This is a genomic window from Paraburkholderia caledonica NBRC 102488 (assembly GCF_000685095.1).
Classification (GTDB): domain Bacteria; phylum Pseudomonadota; class Gammaproteobacteria; order Burkholderiales; family Burkholderiaceae; genus Paraburkholderia; species Paraburkholderia caledonica.
Genome location: NZ_BAYE01000002.1, coordinates 374,128 through 394,885 on the forward strand (window position 1 = coordinate 374,128; position 20,758 = coordinate 394,885).

General features: G+C 62.0%; 19 protein-coding genes and 7 pseudogenes. 11 read left to right on the forward strand and 15 right to left on the reverse strand.

What is annotated here, in order from left to right; translation table 11 throughout:
- Positions 1-158: 158 nt before the first annotated feature.
- Entirely contained in the window at positions 159-1,058 is a 900-nt protein-coding gene (gene dapA / locus BCA01S_RS05500; RefSeq protein WP_027776071.1) for a 4-hydroxy-tetrahydrodipicolinate synthase, read from the reverse strand.
- Positions 1,059-1,478: 420 nt separating this feature from the next.
- Here dapA and BCA01S_RS05510 point away from each other — a divergent pair, with 420 nt between their 5' ends.
- The gene (locus BCA01S_RS05510) at positions 1,479-2,771 is read left to right on the forward strand and encodes an aspartate carbamoyltransferase (RefSeq protein WP_027776072.1); all 1,293 of its coding nucleotides are present in this window, start codon (positions 1,479-1,481) and stop codon (positions 2,769-2,771) included.
- Positions 2,772-2,844: 73 nt separating this feature from the next.
- Here the strand turns inward: BCA01S_RS05510 and BCA01S_RS05515 are convergent, their stop codons facing one another.
- The 4 genes and pseudogenes from BCA01S_RS05515 to BCA01S_RS34495 all read right to left on the reverse strand — a co-directional run.
- On the reverse strand, positions 2,845-3,687 hold the full coding sequence (locus BCA01S_RS05515; RefSeq protein ID WP_027776073.1) for an alpha/beta hydrolase: 843 nt from the start codon (positions 3,685-3,687) through the stop codon (positions 2,845-2,847).
- 185 nt (positions 3,688-3,872) lie between these two features.
- Positions 3,873-4,108 (reverse strand): annotated as a pseudogene (locus tag BCA01S_RS37830) (NAD(P)H-dependent oxidoreductase); the annotation flags it as partial.
- Positions 4,106-4,430: pseudogene (locus BCA01S_RS36895) on the reverse strand (IS21 family transposase); the annotation flags it as partial. The pseudogenes BCA01S_RS36895 and BCA01S_RS37830, both read right to left, overlap by 3 nt.
- A gap of 607 nt (positions 4,431-5,037) precedes the next feature.
- A pseudogene (locus BCA01S_RS34495) lies at positions 5,038-5,406 on the reverse strand (SDR family NAD(P)-dependent oxidoreductase); the annotation flags it as partial.
- Between BCA01S_RS34495 and BCA01S_RS36440 the strand changes: the two are divergent.
- Both BCA01S_RS36440 and BCA01S_RS36445 read left to right on the forward strand, forming a co-directional pair.
- The gene (locus BCA01S_RS36440) at positions 5,405-5,671 is read left to right on the forward strand and encodes a sensor histidine kinase (RefSeq protein WP_027776074.1); all 267 of its coding nucleotides are present in this window, start codon (positions 5,405-5,407) and stop codon (positions 5,669-5,671) included. The pseudogene BCA01S_RS34495 and the gene BCA01S_RS36440 sit on opposite strands and share 2 nt — an antisense overlap.
- A 5-nt stretch (positions 5,672-5,676) precedes the next feature.
- A complete protein-coding gene (locus BCA01S_RS36445) occupies positions 5,677-5,904 on the forward strand; it encodes an ATP-binding protein (RefSeq protein WP_027776075.1) in 228 nt (75 codons plus the stop codon).
- On the opposite strand, the gene BCA01S_RS05540 is transcribed toward BCA01S_RS36445, so the two are convergent.
- Positions 5,867-6,697 carry a potassium channel family protein gene (locus BCA01S_RS05540; RefSeq protein WP_027776076.1) on the reverse strand — a complete coding sequence of 277 codons (831 nt, stop codon included), beginning with the start codon at positions 6,695-6,697 and terminating at the stop codon, positions 5,867-5,869. The genes BCA01S_RS36445 and BCA01S_RS05540 overlap by 38 nt on opposite strands.
- 13 nt (positions 6,698-6,710) lie before the next feature.
- Positions 6,711-7,157: a hypothetical protein gene (locus BCA01S_RS05545; protein ID WP_027776077.1), complete on the reverse strand. Its 447-nt coding sequence runs from the start codon at positions 7,155-7,157 to the stop codon at positions 6,711-6,713.
- A gap of 396 nt (positions 7,158-7,553) precedes the next feature.
- Between BCA01S_RS05545 and BCA01S_RS05550 the strand changes: the two genes are divergently transcribed.
- The 4 genes and pseudogenes from BCA01S_RS05550 to BCA01S_RS38930 form a co-directional block, all read left to right on the forward strand.
- Positions 7,554-10,064 carry a cation-translocating P-type ATPase gene (locus tag BCA01S_RS05550; RefSeq protein ID WP_027776078.1) on the forward strand — a complete coding sequence of 837 codons (2,511 nt, stop codon included), beginning with the start codon at positions 7,554-7,556 and terminating at the stop codon, positions 10,062-10,064.
- 255 nt (positions 10,065-10,319) lie between these two features.
- Positions 10,320-10,490: pseudogene (locus tag BCA01S_RS38925) on the forward strand (histidine kinase dimerization/phospho-acceptor domain-containing protein); the annotation flags it as partial.
- 362 nt (positions 10,491-10,852) lie between these two features.
- Positions 10,853-11,797 (forward strand): universal stress protein, encoded by a 945-nt coding sequence (locus BCA01S_RS05560; protein ID WP_027776080.1) that lies wholly within the window; start codon positions 10,853-10,855, stop codon positions 11,795-11,797.
- A 107-nt stretch (positions 11,798-11,904) separates the two neighbouring features.
- Positions 11,905-12,152 (forward strand): annotated as a pseudogene (locus tag BCA01S_RS38930) (SagB/ThcOx family dehydrogenase); the annotation flags it as partial.
- A 25-nt stretch (positions 12,153-12,177) separates the two neighbouring features.
- Here the strand turns inward: BCA01S_RS38930 and BCA01S_RS39490 are convergent.
- The 4 genes and pseudogenes from BCA01S_RS39490 to BCA01S_RS05580 form a co-directional block, all read right to left on the reverse strand.
- Positions 12,178-12,234, reverse strand: a pseudogene (locus BCA01S_RS39490) (hypothetical protein); the annotation flags it as partial.
- A 52-nt stretch (positions 12,235-12,286) separates the two neighbouring features.
- Positions 12,287-12,763 carry a CreA family protein gene (locus BCA01S_RS05570; RefSeq protein ID WP_027776082.1) on the reverse strand — a complete coding sequence of 159 codons (477 nt, stop codon included), beginning with the start codon at positions 12,761-12,763 and terminating at the stop codon, positions 12,287-12,289.
- A 129-nt stretch (positions 12,764-12,892) separates the two neighbouring features.
- Positions 12,893-13,207: a hypothetical protein gene (locus BCA01S_RS05575; protein WP_027776083.1), complete on the reverse strand. Its 315-nt coding sequence runs from the start codon at positions 13,205-13,207 to the stop codon at positions 12,893-12,895.
- 72 nt (positions 13,208-13,279) lie between these two features.
- Complete coding sequence (locus tag BCA01S_RS05580) at positions 13,280-13,969, reverse strand: CBS domain-containing protein (protein WP_027776084.1); 690 nt, start codon at positions 13,967-13,969, stop codon at positions 13,280-13,282.
- A gap of 246 nt (positions 13,970-14,215) precedes the next feature.
- Here BCA01S_RS05580 and adhP point away from each other — a divergent pair, with 246 nt between their 5' ends.
- Positions 14,216-15,241: an alcohol dehydrogenase AdhP gene (adhP, locus tag BCA01S_RS05585; protein WP_027776085.1), complete on the forward strand. Its 1,026-nt coding sequence runs from the start codon at positions 14,216-14,218 to the stop codon at positions 15,239-15,241.
- Positions 15,242-15,295: 54 nt separating this feature from the next.
- Here adhP and BCA01S_RS05590 read toward each other — a convergent pair whose 3' ends face one another.
- Together BCA01S_RS05590 and BCA01S_RS38935 are read right to left on the reverse strand one after the other, a co-directional pair.
- The gene (locus BCA01S_RS05590; protein ID WP_027776086.1) at positions 15,296-15,541 is read right to left on the reverse strand and encodes a hypothetical protein; all 246 of its coding nucleotides are present in this window, start codon (positions 15,539-15,541) and stop codon (positions 15,296-15,298) included.
- A 92-nt stretch (positions 15,542-15,633) separates the two neighbouring features.
- A pseudogene (locus BCA01S_RS38935) lies at positions 15,634-15,735 on the reverse strand (BON domain-containing protein); the annotation flags it as partial.
- Between the two features lie 269 nt (positions 15,736-16,004).
- On the opposite strand from BCA01S_RS38935, the gene BCA01S_RS05595 reads away from it, so the two are divergent.
- On the forward strand, positions 16,005-17,036 hold the full coding sequence (locus tag BCA01S_RS05595; protein ID WP_027776087.1) for an Acg family FMN-binding oxidoreductase: 1,032 nt from the start codon (positions 16,005-16,007) through the stop codon (positions 17,034-17,036).
- A 29-nt stretch (positions 17,037-17,065) separates the two neighbouring features.
- A complete protein-coding gene (locus BCA01S_RS05600; protein ID WP_027776088.1) occupies positions 17,066-17,743 on the forward strand; it encodes a nitroreductase family protein in 678 nt (225 codons plus the stop codon).
- Between the two features lie 143 nt (positions 17,744-17,886).
- Here the strand turns inward: BCA01S_RS05600 and BCA01S_RS05605 are convergent, their stop codons facing one another.
- Complete coding sequence (locus tag BCA01S_RS05605) at positions 17,887-18,360, reverse strand: universal stress protein (RefSeq protein ID WP_027776089.1); 474 nt, start codon at positions 18,358-18,360, stop codon at positions 17,887-17,889.
- 49 nt (positions 18,361-18,409) lie between these two features.
- Positions 18,410-18,931 (reverse strand): hypothetical protein, encoded by a 522-nt coding sequence (locus tag BCA01S_RS05610; protein ID WP_425176133.1) that lies wholly within the window; start codon positions 18,929-18,931, stop codon positions 18,410-18,412.
- Between the two features lie 62 nt (positions 18,932-18,993).
- Between BCA01S_RS05610 and BCA01S_RS05615 the strand changes: the two genes are divergently transcribed.
- The gene (locus BCA01S_RS05615; RefSeq protein ID WP_027776091.1) at positions 18,994-20,625 is read left to right on the forward strand and encodes an oleate hydratase; all 1,632 of its coding nucleotides are present in this window, start codon (positions 18,994-18,996) and stop codon (positions 20,623-20,625) included.
- The last annotated feature ends 133 nt before the right edge of the window (positions 20,626-20,758 follow it).

Here is a 20,758-nt window from a genome sequence, read left to right on the forward strand (position 1 = left end):
GTCGTACGTGAAGCGGACATGAAACGGACGAACTCAACTGACTGCATTCGGCATCGACCGGGCAGGTGCCGGCGGCGGTAATCAATAGAGGGCGCCGATTATCGCCTTGCCGCCGCAAGAAGCATCTCAAATACGCGGTCCGCGGCGGCCCGCTTCGCTCAGGCCGTTTCCAATGCGGCGAGGCGCTCCACCAGTTTTTCGCTCGCGCGCGTCATCGGCAGGCGAAGTTCGTCGCGTATCAGGCCCTGCGAAGCGAGCATCGCTTTGACCGGCGCGGGATTCGGTTCCGCGAACAGCGCGTGGATCAGCGGCGCGAGCGCGTGGAAAATGCGCCGCGCTTCCTCCAGCGCGCCGGCCGCAAGCGCGCGATACAGCGCGACGAACCGCTCGGGCTGCACATGCGCTGATGCTGCAATCGCTCCGCTGCCGCCAAGGCACATTGTGTTGAACATCTGCATGTCTTCGCCTGCAAGCACTTGCAAACGACCGTCGCGGATCAGCGCGAGTGTGGTGTCGAGCGAGCCCGCGCAATCTTTTACCGCCTGAATGCGCGGATGCGCGGCGAGCGTCATCAGCGTGTCGAGTTCGAGCCGCACACCGGTTCGATATGGAATGTCGTAGAGCACGACTGGCTTTTCGCTCGCATCGGCAAGCGCCGTGAAGTGGCCGACGATGCCTGCCTGCGACGGCCTGATGTAATAAGGCGCGGCCATCAGCACGCCGGCGATCGGCAGCGAATTCAACTGCGTGATGCGCTCGCGCATGCTTTGCGTGTTATTGCCGGACACGCCGACGATCACGGGCAATGCCGGCTTGGCATCGGTGCTTGCGTCGGCACGCACGCCGCCCGCTTGCGCCGCGTCGAGGATCGTTGCGAGCACGGCGTCCTGCTCGGCGGCGCTGAGCGCAGCCGGCTCTCCGGTCGTGCCTAACGCAACAATCCCGGCTATGCCCGCATCGGCATAGCGGCGCACGAGCGCGCGCAGCGCGGCGTGATCGACCGCGGCGTCGGCGAAAGGCGTGATGAGCGGAACCCAGATACCCGAAAAAATGGACATGTCTTTCCTCTTACGTCGATGAGCGACCGTATCGATTCCGGCAGCGTGCGAAGGAGAAAGACAGGAAGGACCGCTGAAGCGCTTGACCCGCCGTTCCGTCGCATCTGACGGAACAGCGTGCTCCGGTCAGATGAGCGGCTGTTTTTTGGCTTTAACGCTGAACTCACGGCTCAACTGCTCGCCGTTCTGCGAGGCAACGAGCGAACGGCGCGCGCGTGCATTCGCTACGCTTGCGAAAGCGGACCGGGTCGCGGTCGACGAGCAGAGTCGGAGTGTTTGGCGAAGGCGCATGAAGCGCAGTGTAACCGCGCCCGCCGCGGATTGGCAAAGCGCGTCTCAAAACGGCTTGACTTCTACGATAAGCGAACTAATATACGCACTGCGTATATCCGGCGCAGCCATTTTCCGACAGGTGCCTTCATGAGCGTCCCGCAACAAGCCTTTCTCCGCGACGCCATGCGCCGCCTGAACATGACCCGCGAGACCTTTGCGGGCCGCATCGGCGTCTCCCGCCGGGCGCTCGATACGTGGTTGTTGCCCGACGATTCGCAGGAATCGCGGGCCATGCCGGAGATTGTCGAGCGCTTCGTGTCGGAAATCGTCGTGCATGGCGAGCCGGGCGAAAGATATACGCAAAGCGTAGACTCGCAGTCGCTCGCGAGCCAGATGCTGTGGGAAGGCAAGCCACAGCTGCTGTCGGTCGACCAGTTCTCGCGCGACTCGGTGGAGGCTTTGTTTCGCGTCGCGGACATCATGCAGCCCATCGCACGGCGCCGCAAAATTTCGCGGGTGCTCGAAGGCGCGGTACTCGGCAATCTATTCTTCGAGGCAAGTACGCGGACTCGCGTGAGTTTCGGCGCGGCATTCTGCCGGCTCGGCGGTTCAGTGTGCGACACCACCGGCTTCACGTTTTCTTCCATGGCCAAGGGCGAGTCGATCTACGACACGAGCCGCGTGATGAGCGGCTACGTCGACGCACTCGTGATCCGTCATCCCGAGCAAGGTTCGGTGGCCGAATTTGCGCGCGCGACCAATGTGCCTGTGATTAATGGCGGCGACGGCCCCGGCGAACATCCGAGCCAGGCGTTGCTCGACCTTTACACCATTCAGCGCGAGTTCTCGCGGCTCGGCAAAATCGTCGACGGGGCGCATATCGCGCTCGTCGGCGACCTCAAATACGGGCGCACCGTGCATTCGCTGGTCAAACTGCTGGCTCTATATCGCGGCATCAAGTTCACGCTGATTTCGCCGCCCATGCTGGAAATGCCGGGCTATATCATCGAGCAGATTTCGCGTAACGGACATGTAATCGAGCAGACTCACGACCTGCCGACCGGACTGCGTGGCGCCGACGTGGTGTACGCCACGCGCATTCAGAAAGAGCGCTTCACTGACGAATCGTTCGAAGGCTACACACCCGACTTCCAGATCAACCAGGCCTTGGTAGACAGCGTGTGCGGCAGCGATACGCTCATCATGCACCCGCTTCCGCGCGACAGCCGGCCGGGCGCGAACGATCTGAGCGTCGATCTCAATCACGACTCGCGGCTTGCCATTTTTCGGCAAACCGATAACGGCATTCCAGTGCGGATGGCGATCTTCGCGGTGCTGCTCGGCGTCGAAAAACTCGTGCAGCATTCCATGCGCGACGCTGCCTGGCGTCCGCCCGCATACCTCGGCCCCGATGACGCAGTGTTTCACGGCATCGACTGAAGCAGCCAGCCGATTAGTTCGGGAACCGAAGCAAAATCGAATTAGAGCAAACACACGGCATGAAGCATGCGCGTCAGGCTACCGCGCTGCCGCCGTTGCGCCTGAAGGTAGTTGCAAAGAACTGCACCTGATACTGCACCGCGTTGGCCCAGTACTTCCACGTGTGGCCGCCCGGCCGCTCCGCATAATGATGCGGCACGCCCAGTTCGATGAGCCGCGCATGCAGCATCCGGTTCGACTGCACGAGTGAATCGTTCATTCCGCAGTCGATCATCAGCGCAATATGCGCGCTCGCAAAGCTGCGAGCATGCTCGACGATAGGCTCGTCGTTCCAGAAGTCCGCATGCCTCGCAGGATCGCCGAACACCTGGTCGATGCCCGGTTCGTCCTCGCAACCGCGCGGATCGACCGCGCCGCTCATGCTTCCCGCCGCCCCGAATTCATCTGGCCGATCCAGCGCAATGTGAAGCGCGCCGAACCCGCCCATGCTCAAGCCGGTGATCGCGCGCCCTTCTTTCGTTGCAATGGTGCGGAAATGCATGTCGATGTACGCAACGACCTCAGTGCCGACGTAAGTCGTGTAACGGCTGCGCGAGTCGACCGGACTGTCGATGTACCAGCTTTCGCGGCCGCCATCGGGCATCACGAGTATCACGTGGTAACGGTCGGCGAGTTTGCCGATGGGCGAATTGGCGGTCCAGTCGGTGTAGTCGCCGCCCGAGCCGTGCAGCAGATAGACGACCGGAAAGCGGTCAGCCGCGTTGCCGCGCGCATAGCGGTCAGGCAGCACGACTGTCGCTGCCAGCGACTTGTGCATGGCCGCGCTCGGAATCGTTACGACACGGGACTGGAAGGCCCATGCAGGAGCGGCGACAAGCATCATCACGATCAGCCAGCAAAGACGCGCCTTACTCATGTTGTCGCTCTCCCTTTCTACGTGTCCGGGAACCCAGCGGGCATACCAACGGCGCAAGCCATACGGGGCGGCAATTTCCAGCGACGACTCTAGCAACGGCGACTTACAGCCAAATTTCAGTAAACCCTAAGATTGGTCTCACGCGATGCGCGGCGCATGCTTTCGAACATGCGCGTGCAATGCAACTATTTGACGTGGACACCGAAGCCCACGCGTCCGGGTGCAATGTCGTCCTTCAACGTAAGCTCGCGAATCCGATAATCGCCGCCGTTCTGCGCACGAAAGGGTATCGGCGCCGTGTTCGAGAGATTGTCGAGGCGCTCGGCGAGCGCGTTACGCACTTCGGTGTATTTTCTGTTCGTCGATGCACCACGAACGGCGGCAGCACATCGAAGCCGGGGTAATACAGTATGCCGTGCTGCCGATGGTGCGAGCGTCGATGACCCGGCAACAGCGAAGTTCGGCGTTTGCCTTCGAGTACGGGATGAACAGCAAGCAGTTGCGTTGCGTCGTGCCGTGCACGCGGACATTGGCCACTGTATCGAGCCATTCATGCGGTTGCCGGTTCAGGTCGCCGAGGTTCTGGAAACGGCGTGCACGAAAGAAGTCCTGACGGACATAGCGGTAGGGACGCGCAATCTTGCCCCTGGTCCTGGCGCGATACGCCTTGCACGCACGTGGCGTAAAACTGTTTAGTGCTGGGCGAACGCAACCATCTTGGCGTTGTATCCCACGTGCCGTTCGTGGTCGAGGTCGTTTAGGTCGGTCCTGGTTCCCCACTGCTCGCTAAACTTGCAATCTTTTCAGGAGTATCCGATCCCGACTGCCCGTCCAAAGCAAGCCTGATTCGCTGTCCTTCGTAAGGGAGTGCCCCATATTTCTGCACTGCGTGCAGAACATGTCGCCGTCCCAACTGAAAAGCCAGGCGAATTTGTGCGTCCGTGACGTCAGCTGCCCCGAGAGAATCGCACACCGCTTCATAAGAGATCGCAAAGGCGCGATAACCCCACCCAAAGCCGTACGCGGAAAACCACACCGCGGAATCGTTGGATAGTACGGGTAACGTCATCAGGATCAATGGCTCATTCACCGCAATCACCCTTGCGAAGGAATCATGTCGTCGACCGGCAACCTGTCGGGATGATGACGCGGTCGGCGTCCGGCGATCCCACCCGATGCGAGGAAATCAACTCCAGAGACCAGGGCTCACTCCCGCATCAACGACGCCAACAGGGATTTCATTGCCGGTGCATCACTTCGGACAGACTAGTCTTCAATGCAGCGGCGGGATTGACATACGTCAATTCTATGTCGACCGGCATCCGATTCGCCTTGCGATTCGGCAGCACGCGGCTTGGTCATGTTGAACATCGAATCGAGATCGGTGCGCAGTACTTTGTCCCAATCCTCCTTGGTCCTCTTCGCAAAGCCCGAATCGCGGGTGATACCTGCGTTGTTCACGAGAATGTCGACCGTGCCAAATTCGGCGAGCACGCGCTTTGGGCAATGCGCGCATGAATCAAAGCTGGACACGTCGGCATCGAATGCGACGAAATGGCGCCCGGCATCGCGCTCGCGCGAGAGCCACGTGGCAACGTGATCGTTGCGCTCGGAGTGCGACATGGCGAGAACCACGCCTGCATCATGGAGACGCCGGCTGATTGCGGCGCCGAGGCCGCCCATGCCGCCAGTAACGAAAGCCACGCGCCTAGTCGACATGACGGTCTCCTGCGGGACGTTCGGCGAGCTTAAACAGCAGATTGACAGCATGCTGGGCTCGTTGCGCCGCATCGTCACGAATCTGCGACCGGTGCTGGATGACCTCGGACTCGGCGCCTTCATGCAGCGCTTTCATGTGACTGCCACGCTGCGTACCGATATCGACGACACAGGCGTTTCACCGTTCGCGTCCGCCTCGCTTTATCGCATCGTGCAGGAAGCGCTACCGAATGTGGCGCGACACGCGAGCCAAGCGAAGTGGTGAAGAGAATGTCCAGCGACGCTGACGCCTGCAGGATCGACGTCGAAGACAATGGCTGCAGTACCATGATAGAAAGCACTGCAAGACCGGACTCGTTCGGCCTGCTCGGCCTGCGCGAGCAGGTGCGCCAATTGCGCGGCACCACGACGATCGATAGCGCGCAGCATCAGCTTCAGGACCGCCGTGCAGATACCGCCCTCAGGGCGATCCGTCCGGATGCGGTATTTCCCGGTTGACCAGCGCGACTGCGGCGGCGCTCGCCCGAGTCTCGCGCACATCTTTTCTTAGCGCGGCAATCTCATCTCGCAGCGCCTTGATGTCGCGATGCATCTCGCGCCGCAAAATCCGCTCTTCCTGTTCGACGAAAATCGCGGCGATGCTGGCAAAAACCAGCGACAACAGCCCATAGCCCAGTAACACGACGAAGGCGGCGAAAATACGCGATGCCGGCGTGGTCGGCGCTGTGTCGCCATAACCGACTGTCGCGCTGCTTTCAAACGCGAGCCAGACGCCTTCGGCGTAGGTATGCACGCCCGGTTCGAGCCAGTAGAAACCCGCCCCTGCGGACGCGAGCAGCACTGCGGCTGCGGTGAGCAGCAGCCCCAGGCGGCCTGGCGCGAAAAAAGGTCGCAACGAAACCACAATGCGCACCGCCACGAGCGCCACGAACAGGATTCGCAATACCCACTCGAGAGATGACCACGGCAAAAGACCTCGCACAACACTGGCCGCTGCGCCAAGCGCAATCAGTACGTCGTAAGCATTGCGGGTGAGGAACCGTTGTGGCTTGTGGCTAAGGGCGGCCATACGGGCAAGTATCGCCACGAACCCCGCACACATGCACGCATACAGCGCACGTCCCGCCAGACGAAGCCCGGACGCGTCGGCCAGTTCCAGATAGAACGCCGGAATGGCGAGCAGACTGACAAGGAGCAGCGTCCACTGCATCCAGCGCCACGCCTGGATGGCGCGCGCACCGTCGTGCGAGTCCACGCCGGCCAGACCCGCCGCGCGCAAGCTCTCCTTCACGTCGTCTCCTTACTCACGATGCCGCGCCGATGAACGACCGGAAATCAGTTTCGACTGCGCGAATCTGTTCGGCGCACGTTTGGTACAGCCAGCCGGGATTGCCGTCGGCACGATACATTCCGCGGCACATGCCTTTGATCCGAATCGTCGAAACGCCGCTGGCGTCGATCGTCCGTGTCGCCCATACATAGATGGTGCCGAATGTATGCGGCACCGCTGTCTCGATGCTCGTTTCGTCTGCATGCCGGATTGGCGCCGCCGAGCGTTGCGCCACGTATAGTTTGGTGCGGCGCCACAAGCGCTCGCACTCGGCTGGCCCTGAGCAGTCGACCCGCGCCAGGTTGCGTGCGTTTCCGAGCGCGATTTCGGTGCTCCGGGTTGCCGCGATGCGCGCCTGCGTGCTGCATCCAGCCATCATGATGATCTGCAGCGCGAGTGCTGCCAGCCGCCAGTTCTTCATCTCCACTCCGCCCATGTCGATTGACGGTACGACGTACCCTCAACATTAAAGTATGGGCAGGACGCCGCAGTGCATTTGACGTGGATCATCGTCTGTCATGAGAAACACACGTCCCATTTGTGAGACTCCCGCTGCTTGCGCAGTCCTCACTGAGTTGCATCCACCGGTTGAATTGACCGACTGGAAACGGTCACTTCAAATTGAACTGCTTGACTCAGGTCAACGGCCAACTGTTCGGTCCGCGTCATTCTCAAAATTGGATCGCGGTTTGTGCAGGGCGCCTTTCGGCTGTGGATCAAGCGCTCTTGCGCCGGCCCCAGCGAATCACAGCTGCGTTCGCCGGCGTCGCCAACGGTCGTCGCCTCGCACAATGTCCTTAATGGAATTGACACCAGGATGCAGACACGTCCCGTTGAGTCCGCCCCAGACCTGGCAGCTGGCGATGCCGAATCTGCATCGCCTGTCGGGCGCGTCGACACGCGGCGTGGTCTGTCGCAAGCGCAGGTAGAAGAACAGCGCGCCCGTTTCGGCCGTAACTTCGTAGACTCGAAAGCCCGCCGCACGTGGTGTCAAACGCTTAAGGAAGTACTGAGCGAGCCCATGTTTCTTCTGCTGCTCGGCGCGACCGGCATCTACTTTCTGCTTGGTGATGTGTCGGAGGCCCTGGCGCTTCTCGCGTTTGTCGGCGCAATTGTCCTGCTGACCGTTTTTCAAAGCCATCGTACCGCTCGGGTACTCGACTCTCTTCGCGAACTGTCCGCGCCCCGTGCGCAGGTACTCCGGGACGGTCAGCGGCAACTCGTTTCCGCAGCGGAACTGGTGCCGGGCGACGTCGTTTTCGTCGATGAAGGCTCTCGCGTCCCGGCCGACGGCATGGTAACCGAAGCTCACGAGCTGAGCGTGGACGAGTCGCTCATGACGGGCGAATCCGTGTCAGTGACCAAGTCCGTTGCACGGCCCGATGCCTCTGCCGAAGAAGATCCTTACGGACAACTTTTCTTTGGATCAATGGTCGTGCAGGGTCAAGGGCAGATGATAGTGACTGCGACTGGGGCGAATACGACGCTCGGTCGCGTTGGCAAGTCGTTGAGCGGCATAGCGGAAGCCCGATCACCGTTGCAAGTCGAGACGAGAACATTCGTCAATCGCGTCGCGGTGACCGCCGTCGCACTGTGCCTGTTGCTGGTCATGGCTTACCGTTGGCGCTCGGGCGAATGGCTTCCAGGGGTCCTCGCCGGGATTACTCTGGCGATGGGCATTCTTCCAGAAGAAATTCCCGTGATATTGACGGTGTTCATGGCGCTGGGAGCCCGCCGCATCGCGAACGAAGGCGTGCTGACGCGCCGCATGAGCGCGATCGAAACGCTGGGCCAGACGTCCGTGCTGTGCGTCGACAAGACCGGCACACTAACGCAAAACCGTATGTCCGTGCGCGTGCTATTTGCGCAAGGAAAGCGGCAGGTCATCGATCCGGGCACCCAGCGCATTGATGAGGCGTATCACGAGCTCATCGAATACCTCGTGCTCGCAAGCGAAATCGAGCCGGTCGATCCGATGGAGCGCGCGTTTCACGAGACAGGCCGGGTTGGGCTCGCCGGGACCGGACGCATCCACCCGGAGTGGGCGCTCGTGCACGAGTACGGGCTGACGCCGGAGTTGCCGGCTATGTCGCACGCATGGCACTCGCCAGAGTTCGACCATTACGCCGTGGCCTGCAAGGGGGCGCCAGAGGCGGTCTGCGCCTTATGCCGCCTGAGCGAGCGCGAAACGCGAACTGTGCTCGACCAGGCCGCGCAGATGGCGTCGGGAGGCCTGCGTGTCCTTGGGGTGGCCAAGGCATGGCACCCACCGCCCGACTGGCCGCATAAGCAGGATGAATTCGAGTTTTCCTTCGTAGGGCTCGTCGGTCTGCTGGACCCTGTCCGCCCGGAAGTTGCGGGCGCTATCGAGCAATGCCAGGCGGCCGGCATCCGCGTGGTGATGATCACCGGCGACTATCCGTCCACGGCGCGGGCAATCGCGACCGAAGTCGGCATCGACGGCGCACGCATCGTAACCGGCCATGACATAGCAGGGATGGACGACGCACAGCTTCGCGAAGCAATCAACAGCGTTAGCGTATTCGCCCGCGTCAAACCAGAGCAGAAACTACAACTCGTCAACGCGTTCCGCAATGGCGACCAGGTGGTCGCGATGACGGGCTACGGTGTGAACGACGCGCCCGCGCTTAAGGCGGCGCATATTGGCATTGCGATGGGGCTGCGCGGCGCCGAAGTTGCGCGCGAAGTCGCATCGCTTGTCCTGCTGCGCGACGACTTCGCGCCGATCGTGTCGGCAATCCGATTGGGAAGACGTATCTACGCCAATCTCGTGCAGGCTATCAGCTATACAGTCGCCGTTCACATTCCGATGATCGCCGCGGCCATGATTCCGGTTTTCGCCGGCTGGCCCCCGCTGCTTGCGCCCGTTCATATCATCTTTCTGGAATTGATCATCAACCCCGTCTGCTCGGTCGTGTTCGAGAACGAGCCCGAGCGCGAAAATCTGATGCGCTTGCCGCCGCGCCTCATCGGCGCAAGACTGCTGTCGAACTGGACACTCGCCAAAGGGGCGACTGCAGGCGCAGTGGGCGCCATGATGCTGCTGGGGTTGTATGGCGGGCTACTGACCCACGGCTACCCGCTGCCGCTTGCTCGCACTGTTGCATTCGTTTCGCTGGTAGCGGGGAATGTAGCGTTGATCTTTGTGATCCGTGCGTTGCCGCAGGCGGGACGACGCTCCCACACGCCTCCTCAGAATCGCTACCTCTGGATTGTCATGGGCGCGACGGGGGCAGCACTTCTGCTTCTGATGAGTGTGCGTGCCCTGGCGGAGCTCTTCGGACTGGTTGCATTGCTCAGCCCTTGACGGTGAAAAAAACCCGGAGATAGTCCTGTGACCACGATGGCGATACTCTTGGTAGCCATTCTGCTGCTCAACTCGTACCCCGACCCTGAACTCGATCTCGCCGGAGGTCATCTGGGCGCCTATTTCGTCGTCAGCCAACTGGCTTTCCTGTGTCTCGTTTTCGCCTTCGCGGGTCGACTGGAGCTATGCAGTCACCGAACACAAGCTACGTTTCAAGCGCGACACACCGGGTGAAAACGCCCGGACCTGACTGACGCAACAGAACTGAAGTCTCCGCTCGCGGCAATCAAGGTTCAGGCGCAGGTCGCGCTCACCACGGGGGCCCCGCAAAACAGCGCCTCGCGATGCAGCGGGTCGCCGGCGCCGTCGACCGGAGCACACACATGGCGAACCAGCTCCTGTGCCTGGCGAGACTTGATGAACACGCCCCGCGCCGACCGTGGACGTGCAACTCGACACCGTGGCACGAGAAACGCATCATTGCGCACGAAGCAAATGCATGCAGACGCCCGTCAGAGCGGAAGCGGATTGGGGCTGTCGATCGTCGCGCGAACATAGTTCTCGCGGAGCGTCCCGTTAGCGAGGCGGCGGCTCGTTCTCCGCGCTCTCTTAAAGCAGGCATCCCGCACGGCGGCAACGCCTCCATCAACCGTCCCTGTCGCCCACTTTGCGTGGCGCGAGACATGCAGGCTGGCGCTTGACGCACATCAACCTTCCCAGGCGCGGCGCACTCACAATGAATCCATCGACGCCGAGAGGCGCACGTCACGCTCAAATGGAGAGTGGTCATGGATCCAGCTCAGACGCAACGCAGCGCGAGATCTGAAGTCAAACGAATACTCGTCGCCGTGGACACGTCGCCGCAGTCCGTCCGCGCGGCCGAATACGTGCGTCGCATGGCGCTGCCCGACGCGAGGATTCGAATTGTCAGTGTCGCTGAGAACCCCCGCACCCTCTTGCCGCTTGGATCCATGGCGGACGCCGAGCTCCAGGTCGCGCGTGACGAACTCACACGCGACGCGGAAAATGCCGTAGCGCGGGCAAGAAGTATATTTGCGGACGCCGGCATTGACGTGGAATCGGAAGTCATCCAGCCTTCAAGGCAAGGCGGTTACACGGCCAACGCGCTGATAGATGCCGGAGCCCAATGGAAGGCGGATCTGCTCGTCGTCGGTGCGCGTCAGCATCACGGCATGCTGCGCTGGGTCGAAGGAACCGTATCGGAATACGTCACTACAGAGGCGCCCTGTTCGATTCTCGTCGTGCCGGCCGGCTACGAAGCGGATATCGGGCCGTCTCCGCAGCGGATTCTGTTCGCGCTTGACGGCAGTGCTGCATCGCTGAGCGCATTGCACTTCGGGCTGCGGCTCGCAAGACCGGAATCCCGCCTTCGCGCAATCTACGTGGTCGACCGCGCAGTGCGGCTCACCGACTTCGTGCCGATACACGTTCTGCAGCAGGCGTTCATCGAAGAGGGGCACGCGGCGCTCGCCGCAGCCGCGAGCACCTTCGCAGAACTGTCCAACCACGCAGAGACTGTTCTCGTCAAAACGGAGCCCGTCAACGATGACGTGCCGCACACTATCGTGCGTGACGCCGAACGCTGGCATGCGGATCTGCTGGTCGTCGGGACACATGGACGGCGCGGTGTGGCGCGCTGGTTGCTCGGCAGTGTCGCGGCTCGCACCGCACGCCTCGCTCGCACGCCGTTGCTGCTTGCGCGCCCAACGTAGCGCAAAGTAGCATGGCGGTGCCAACATGGCTGCGCGGCAGGCAAATTGCTGGCATGGTCGCCGGTCCCTCTTCGCCCGATGGCCGGCGTGCCGGAAATGCGTGCGAGATGTGCAACGGAGCGGTCGTCGCGCCTCGGCCCGATCTGCCGAGTGGCGCGCCGCTAATGAAAGTGCTGGCCCTACGCGCCAGAACGCTCGAGTTTTCCGATGAACCGCTGACTCCGGCGACCTGTGGTGCACTGCTCCGGGCGGCCGATCGCGTCAATCGTTTCGCGACAAGCGTCGGACCGCGCCATCCGCTCATGCATTGAATGAAATCGACGTATATGCGGTACTGCCCAACCCGCTGGCACGAGGAAGATGGTCGGTGCAACCAGTGCAGGACCCAGGCAGAATCCTGAGAGCCCCCAGCCCGCGCCGAACACCGCCGACCGCGTGACGAGCCCACGTCATTCGCGCGATTCAGACCACGGCCTCTTTCGAAATGCGCTACCTCGTCGGCATCTTGAGATTCGCCGGTAACCGGATCACGTACAAGCGGCCGGGCAAATCTCCAGCGGTCTCGTCTTCCGAGTAAGTGAAGTAGACGAGCGCGTGTCGCTCAGCGTCGACCACTCGGAATACGTGAAGCGATCCGAAAATCGGACTTTGTTGCGCCGTAAACACTGTTGCCTGGGCGGGAACTGTGGCCGCAACTTCCAGATTGCCAGTCTGATGACACGACGCCGTAAGATCCGCGGTGCGTGCCATCCGCCCACCTCCGAAGGCACCATCCGAATGCGATTCCGTGACATAGCACGTCACGCCTTTCACGAGAGGATCGTCGTAGGCGGAAATGGCGACGTGGTCTCCATAACGCTGACTGTGAGTCTCGATCGATGCCAGATCGCCCGCTAACGCGGCAGGCGACGAAAACATCAACAGCGCCGCTCCAATGCCCAGTTTCCCCCGACTCCGTTGTTTCATCGCCCGCCTCCTTATTCTCCATCGCCGCATCTCTGCTCGCGCGGCAGCGCGATAGTTAGCTGACTTCAGGCTATGCCACTGGAAAGTGAGCCGCTTGATGCAGGTCAACGCTCATAGGCCGACTTCGCGTCATTCTGAAAATGGCGATTTCGTCGGCAAAAGTCCTTTGGCGGCGACCACACCATAAGCAACCGTCAGCAAAAAAGCAGTCCGTCGAATTTCCAGCAGGGTCAATGGGACCTGAGCGAATTTCGCCTGCCAAAGCAAGGCCGGCAGAGAAAGTACATCCGGCACATTTTGCGCATCACATGCGGCGGCGATCGCTTCCTGCGTCTGTGCCACTCCTGGCGAGAGTGCCAGCATGGTCCATCGCTCAACGGCATCGCGGCACCGGCTGGCGATGCCGTACAGCGTGTCGAAGCTCCCGCTTTCCACCTGAGCCATTGCCCGGGGATAACCCCAGTCATGACGCTCCTGGCACTGTGTTCGGACCGCCCCTTGCTTGCCCACCGCCTACTAGATGCCCGGTATCATTTGATACGGCTCGGTGTGATCCTCCACATGTTTGACGCCGGGTATGTTTTGCGCCGCAACGCGAACGGCATCCACTGCCTCCGCCGACTGGAAGACGCCCCATAGATGCACGACGCCGTCCGTCACCACAATATTGCGGCCAGCAAAGCCCCATTTTCGCCCTGCCAGTTCGCCCAGCAGGACGGCGCGGATTTCGGCATCCGAGAGTGTCGCGTCCGACACCGGTTCATCTGGCACGCTCGCGAGCGCCTGCACGAGATTGGCACGACTAACAATTCCGACCACCCGTCCGGCTTTCGTCACGGGCACACGTTTGATGTGCCGTGCCTCGAGAATGCCCGCAATCTCGCCAAGCGGTGTGTCGGGCTGCACGGTCACTACCTCGGTGGTCATCACGTCGCTCACCTTGACCGCATGGGTCTTGACGTAGTCGCGCGCCTCGTGACTCGCGGACCAAACATCGAGCCACGATGTGCGCTTGCGCTCGTCGGTTCCGATTTCGCAGCGGCGAAGCAGATCGCCCTCGGTGATCATGCCGGCGATGCTGCCGTCCGTATCCAGCACCGGCGCGCCGCTGATGCCGTTATGGACAAAAACTTTGGCAACCTGACGGATGGTCATGTCGGGCGTGACCGAAATCACGTTGGTGGTCATGACATCAGATGCGCGCATGGTAAGCCTCCTCAAGGTCAAGTCGTTCAATTCGGGGCTAGACGGCGCACATCTAAATACGTGACGCAGACAAGCCCCTGTGCAATATCAGATTAGGCCTGCAGGCCCCCTTTCCGCTTGACGTGGATCATCCCGGCGAGGCTTGCGTGCGACAGCGTTTCTTCACGGTTGAATGACCGAGGTCAATTTCGTTGGATGCATGAAGCCGATACTGGACGCTACGTAACCATCATGAGGAGAAAGTTCATGGCCCAACTTATGAAAGCCGCTGTCGTTCACGAATTCGGTGCCCCCCTGCGCATCGAGGAAGTTCCCGTCCCGAAGCCCGAGCGCGGAAAGATTCTCGTCAATGTGAAGGCATCGGGCGTCTGTCATACGGACCTGCACGCCGCCGACGGCGACTGGCCGGTCAAGCCCGCACTGCCGTTCATTCCCGGCCATGAAGGCGTTGGGTACGTCGCGGCCGTCGGCGACGGCGTCACCCATTTCAAGGAAGGCGATCGCGTCGGCGTGCCATGGCTCTACACGGCGTGCGGTCACTGCGAGCATTGCCTCGGCGGATGGGAAACGTTGTGCCACGAGCAGCAGAACACCGGCTACTCCGTCAACGGTGCTTACGCCGAATATGTGCTGGCCGATCCGGACTATGTCGGGCATTTGCCCGCGTCCGTCCCGTTCGAAGAAATCGCGCCCATTCTGTGTGCCGGCGTGACCGTGTACAAAGGCATTCGAGTGACGGATACGCGGCCCGGCCAATGGATCACGATCTCCGGAATCGGCGGACTCGGCCACGTTGCGGTTCAGTACGCGATCGCGATGGGTCTGCGCGTTGCGGCCGTCGACATTGCGGACGATAAACTGGCTCTTGCACGCGAGCTTGGCGCGGAGCTGACATTCAACGCTCTCGAGTGCGACCCCGCAGCCGCAATCCAGAAGGAAATAGGCGGCACGCACGGTGTGCTCGTGACCGCCGTCTCGCGCAGCGCTTTCGCACAGGCGCTGGGCATGGTCCGCCGTGGCGGCACCGTGGCGCTGAACGGATTGCCGCCAGGCGATTTTCCACTGCCGATCTTTTCAACGGTGCTCAACGGCATTACTGTGCGCGGCTCGATTGTCGGCACTCGGAAGGACTTGCAGGAATCGCTCGACTTCGCCGCACAAGGTCGCGTGCGCGCGCGGATTCACCTCGACCGGCTGGAAAACATCAATCACGTTCTCGCGGAACTGAAGAACGGTAAGGTAGATGGCCGCATCGTGCTGAAGCTCGACTGAGCGGAGCGGCGCTAGTGGCGGGCGGCGCGAAGCTCCGTCCGCCCTCACTCTGCACTAGCCAGCACGCACGGAAAGCGTATTCGACATCTTGAGCCGGACCCAGTCCATCCCCTCGCTCAGGCCCGCCAGTATCGCTTCGCGCTCGGTCGGAAAGATGCTGCTGTGTGTGAACTCGTGTTTGAATGCGCCTTGCGGCGTGTGATGACTGATCTGGATCGAGCAGTCGAACCCGCCCGCCGTACGGTGTGTAGTGGCAACAACCGACCAGTCGCCGTCGCCCACGTTGCCCGAAATCGTCATGAAACGCTCCCCGTTACTCGGAGTTCCGTCAATTGAACGGACCGGGACCCGTCAGCGGCACCGGTCCTCTGGTCATGCGGGCAGAGGCGCATCTATGCCACCGTCAAATTGTCGACGACCGCATGCACACCCGGCGCCGCCCACGCAGCGCCGCGCACGGCTACCGAGTCGACCTTGCCCGTCAGCGTGACCGCCGCGCGCTGTATGAATGACTCTAGACCCGGCTTCGGTCGCCCGATTGACGTGCGTCAAGCGAGCCGCATGGCAGGTTCACGTTTCATGGAGGACTGGCTCTGCGAAGTACCCATCTACCTTCAACCGGTAGAACTACCAGGGTCCGCCGACGAGCTCGCCGCGATCTCGTGCGCGGGCGTCGCCCGCTGCACGACGGCTGATCCAGATCAACCCGCGCACGGCCCGGCCTGACACAGTGATGACATGAATTCGTGCAGGAGACCACGACATGAGCGCACTGCCGCAGAGGGCCGCCTGGTCCGTCGACGAACATGAGCTGGACAGCACCGCGAGCATCCACGAAAAGTTGCGATTCGCGCTGCGCTATGCGGTGCTGGCGCCCTCCAACCACAACACGCAGCCCTGGCATTTCATCGTCGACGGCGACAGCGTGACGCTCTGCGCGGACCGGCGGCGGGCATTGCCGGTGGTCGATCCGTTCGATCGCGAGCTGATCATCAGTTGCGGCGCGGCGCTCTTTAACCTGCGCGTGGCGCTCAGCCACTTCGCGCTCGCTTACGCTATCACGCTGTTTCCCTCGCGCCTCGATCCAGACGTGCTGGCGCATGTGCAAATCGTTCCCGATGGCCATTGCGATGTCGCACTGGCACCGCTGTTTCCGGCAATCCGCCAACGCGTCACGACACGCGAGATCTTCCGGGACGAGCCGCTACCCTCAGGGCTCCTTCAACAATTCGTCGACGCCGCCGAGGCCGAGGGCGCCGATGCCGCCTGCGCTTTGGGCGCACCGCTGCGCGAGAAACTTGCCGAGCTCGTCAACGATGCTGACCGCATCCAGTTCGGCGACCCGCGCTTTCGCCGGGAACTGGCGAGCTGGATTCACCCCCGACGCCGCGATGACGGCATGCCTGCCCTGTCGCACGGCATGGCCGCGCTGCTCGATCTTGCCGCGCCGCTGCTTGCCTCGGTTGTTCGCACGTTCGATCTGGGCGGCGGACTGGCCGCCGCACACCATGCGCTCGCCGCGGGGTCACCGCTTCTCATCTGCCTTGGGACGTCGACGGACGACGGGCCTGCGTGGCTCTCGGCCGGCCAGGCACTCGAGCGGCTGTTGCTGGTCGCCGCGAACGCCGGCATCACTGCGTCCTATCTTAATCAGCCAACCGAGATAAGTACGCTGCGCGAGCGTCTGCGCACCACGCTAAAGATGGACGCCGTACCGCAAGTCCTGCTGCGCGTCGGACGTGGTCAGCCGGCGGTTCATTCACCGCGCCGACCGCTCGCCGAGAGCGTGTCCTGAAGGACCAACGCCCGTCCGATGAGGCCGCTATGAAGCATTTTTTTAGACTTGGCACGACTACACCCAACGCGACGCAGGCGCGCCCCGTGCATGGCGAGCCTACACCGCGCATCGTCTTGCCCCCGCCTCTGTCAAGCGGCGGCATGCCCATCTTGGACGCCTTCTCCAAACGGCGCACGACGCGACGCTTTGCGCCAACCGGGCTTGACGACGCAACGCTCGGACAGCTGCTGTGGGCCGCCAACGGCGTGAACCGGAAAGATCCCGAAGGAAACGACAGACGCACAGCGCCTTCTGTTCTCGCACTTCACGAAATCCAGATTTATGTCGCGCTCGCACGCGGCATGTATCTCTACGATCCGCTACAGCATGGCCTCGATCTCGTGATCGCAGCCGATCTGCGTGCGTTGACCGGCTATCAGGATTTTGTCGGTGAGGCGCCCGTCGAACTGGTGTATGTCGCCGACCTCGCGCGCATGCAGGACATCGCCTCGTCTCAACGCGAGCCGTTTGCCTATGCAAGCGCTGGCGCCATTGTGCAAAACGTCTATCTATTTTGTGCCGCGGCTGGATTGGCGGTAGCGGCGAGAAGCTGGTTGAACCGCAGCACCTTGGGTGCCGAAATGCGCCTGTCACGCGATAGCGTCCCGGTCCTCGCACAGACCGTCGGCCATTTCGATGCAGCCGATTTGCGAGAGCCGCAATGACGCGTCTGTTCGTGGTCCGGCGCGACGGTGATCGCCGCGTCGATAGCGCAATCGACTAGCGGCCCAAGGGGGACCGCGCTAGCGGGTCAAAGCGCTGGCGGCGGCATGCATCGAATGAGTAGATAGACCGAAGGCGTGAGCGCTCAAAGCGGCGCCTGACGCTCGGCGTCTGCGGGCTCGCGAACCAGTAGAACAGGGCATGTCGTATAGCGAACGAAGCGCTCGGCAACGCTGCCAAGCACCATGCGCCGAAGCCCGCGCCGTCCGTGAGTGCCCATCACGACGAGGTCCGCGCCGCGCCGCTGCACGCAGCGCAGCAACGCGCTGGCAATATCTTCCGCGATGCCTTGTGTCTCCACGATCTCGGTGTCGCCCACGACGTTCAGTTCACGCATCTGGTGCAGTGCGTCGTGCAGCAGCGCAACTCCGACCTGCCGTGCGGCGTCAGTCAGAAGATGCGGATCGCAAGCTCCTGCGTAGGTGAAAGCCGCCGACTGATCCAGCACGTAGACGGCCGTCAATTTGCCGCGAGAGAGCTTCGTCAATTGAATCGCCTCGCTTAGCGCGTGCTTCGCTGCCTGGCTGCCGTCGAGCGCCACCACAACATTTGCGTACATAGCTGCCTCCTGAAAAACGTTGGTCCTGGCCCCGTAACCACATCACGAATCAGGCGCGAGCGACACGGCGCCCCAGAAACCGCTCAGCCGCATCGAAGGCTGCACGCACCGCTTCATCCGGATCGTGGCTTTGCCGATGCTCAAGGGGAACGAGTTCTCCCGTGCGCAGCACGAGGTCAAGACGCGCATCGAACAGGCGTTGGTCTGAAACGCTATGGGGCACGTCAAGGCGCACGCCCGGTACGCCGTACCCTGCACGCTCGCGGATGGCTTCCAGCGCCAGATGGCACCCCGAGATGCATCTGCCGAACCGCTCGAGGCGCACCAGTTGCGCGGCCGCCTCAGACTCGATCTGCGCAGACCCCGCAAAGCCGAGATAGACGATCTGCATATCGATTCCCATACCGCCTCCGCGCGAACTGTACTTTCTCTCGACCGCTGCGGCCGCGAAAGCCACGCGGATCGGTGAGTCGACGAGACCATCATGGGCGCGTATCCATGCCTGACGGTTGACCTGCGTCAACGAGGTATTGGGGCCCGCGCCACCGTACGCCCCGTTGATCCAGCGCAACGCGCATTTCCACTCCGCGGGTATGGTTTATACGTTCACGGCCATTTCCTTGCGGGACCATCATGAAAAAATCCGACTATGCGGGCGTGAGCGCACTCACGCGTCAGGCTCGCGACGAAGCGATTGACTCCGGCCATTTCTATCTTGTCGGCGGCGGTATTGCGTCGCTCGCGGCCGCGGCGTTTCTGATCCGCGACGCCGATGTGCCAGGCTGCCGCATCACGATTCTCGAAGCACTCGGCAACGCAGGCGGCAGCCTCGACGGCGCGGGCACACCGCGGGACGGTTACGTCGTACGCGGCGGCCGCATGTTGGAAAGCAAGTACCTGTGCACGTATGATCTGTTCGACTCGATCCCCACCCTCGACGGCCGCAGCAGCGTGACGAAGGAAATCTTCGACTGGAACAGGACGATACGCACGTCGTCGAAAGCGCGGCTCGTGCGCGACGGCAAGCGCGAGGACGCGCCCGCTCATGGCCTCGCCGAATCGCATCTGCTCACGCTAGGCCGCCTCTCGTTCGAACCGGAAGCGCTGCTTGGCGATAGCCGCATCTCGGATCACTTCGACGCTGATTTCTTCGACACCAACTTCTGGATCATGTGGTGCACGACGTTTGCCTTTCAGCCTTGGCACAGCGCTGCCGAGTTCCGCCGCTATCTGCTGAGGTTTGCGCACATGACGCCGGGCTTCAATCAGTTGCACGGCATCATGCGGACGGTCTACAACCAGTACGACTCGATGGTGCGGCCGCTGCGCAAATGGCTCGACGAACACGGCGTCGTGTTCCGCAACCACACACGCGTGGTCGATCTCCGATATGACGAAAGCGGCGACTTGAACCGGGTTGCGGCGATCGTCTGCGAGCACGACGATCGCCGCGGTGAAATTCCGCTTGGCGAACATGACAAGGTAATCGTTACGCTCGGCTCGATGACCGCGGGCTCGAGCCTGGGCGGCACGGACCGCCCGGCCGCATGTGATAGCAACGACAGCAGCGGTGCATGGGCGCTCTGGAAAACCATTGCCGCCGGGCGCAGCGAGTTCGGCCACCCTTCTGTTTTCGCCGATCACGTCGACGAATCCAGGTGGCTCTCCTTCACCGCGACGCTGCACGATCCTACGCTGTTCCGCCTCATTCGCGATTTGACCGGCAACGTGCCGGGCGAAGGCGGTCTGATCACGTTCCCGCAATCGAACTGGCTCGCGTCAGTCGTGCTGCCGCATCAACCGCACTTCATCGGTCAGCCGAAAGACGTCCAGGTACTGTGGGGTTACGGGCTTTTTGTCGACCGGCCAGGCAATTTCGTCTCGAAACCGATGGTCGAATGCACAGGCCGCGAAATCATGACGGAGTTGCTCGGCCATCTGAAAATCGAGGCGCAGGCCCAGCGCATTCTCGGCGACGCCATCTGCATCCCCTGCGTGATGCCGTTCATTACCAGCCAGTTCCTGCGCCGCAAGCGCGGCGACCGGCCGCAAGTCGTACCCGAAGGTTGGACGAACCTCGCGTTCGTCGGACAGTTTTGCGAGTTGCCGAACGACGTCGTGTTCACCGTCGAATATTCGGTTCGCTCCGCTCAGACCGCTGTTTATACACTGCTTGGGTTAAACCGGGCCGCTCCGGCTGTGTATAAAGGTCAACGCGATCTGCGCGTGGTGTACGGCGCTGCTTCCGCGTTGCGCAATCACTAACGGAACGATGTTTGTGTACCGAGTGGAAGCCGATGACCCTCGACGAAGCACGCGCCTGCTCAAGGGGAAACGAGATCGAACTCGGCGTAGCACCGCCGAAGCGCCAGGCACGATGCTCGCGCGGCTGAAGGCA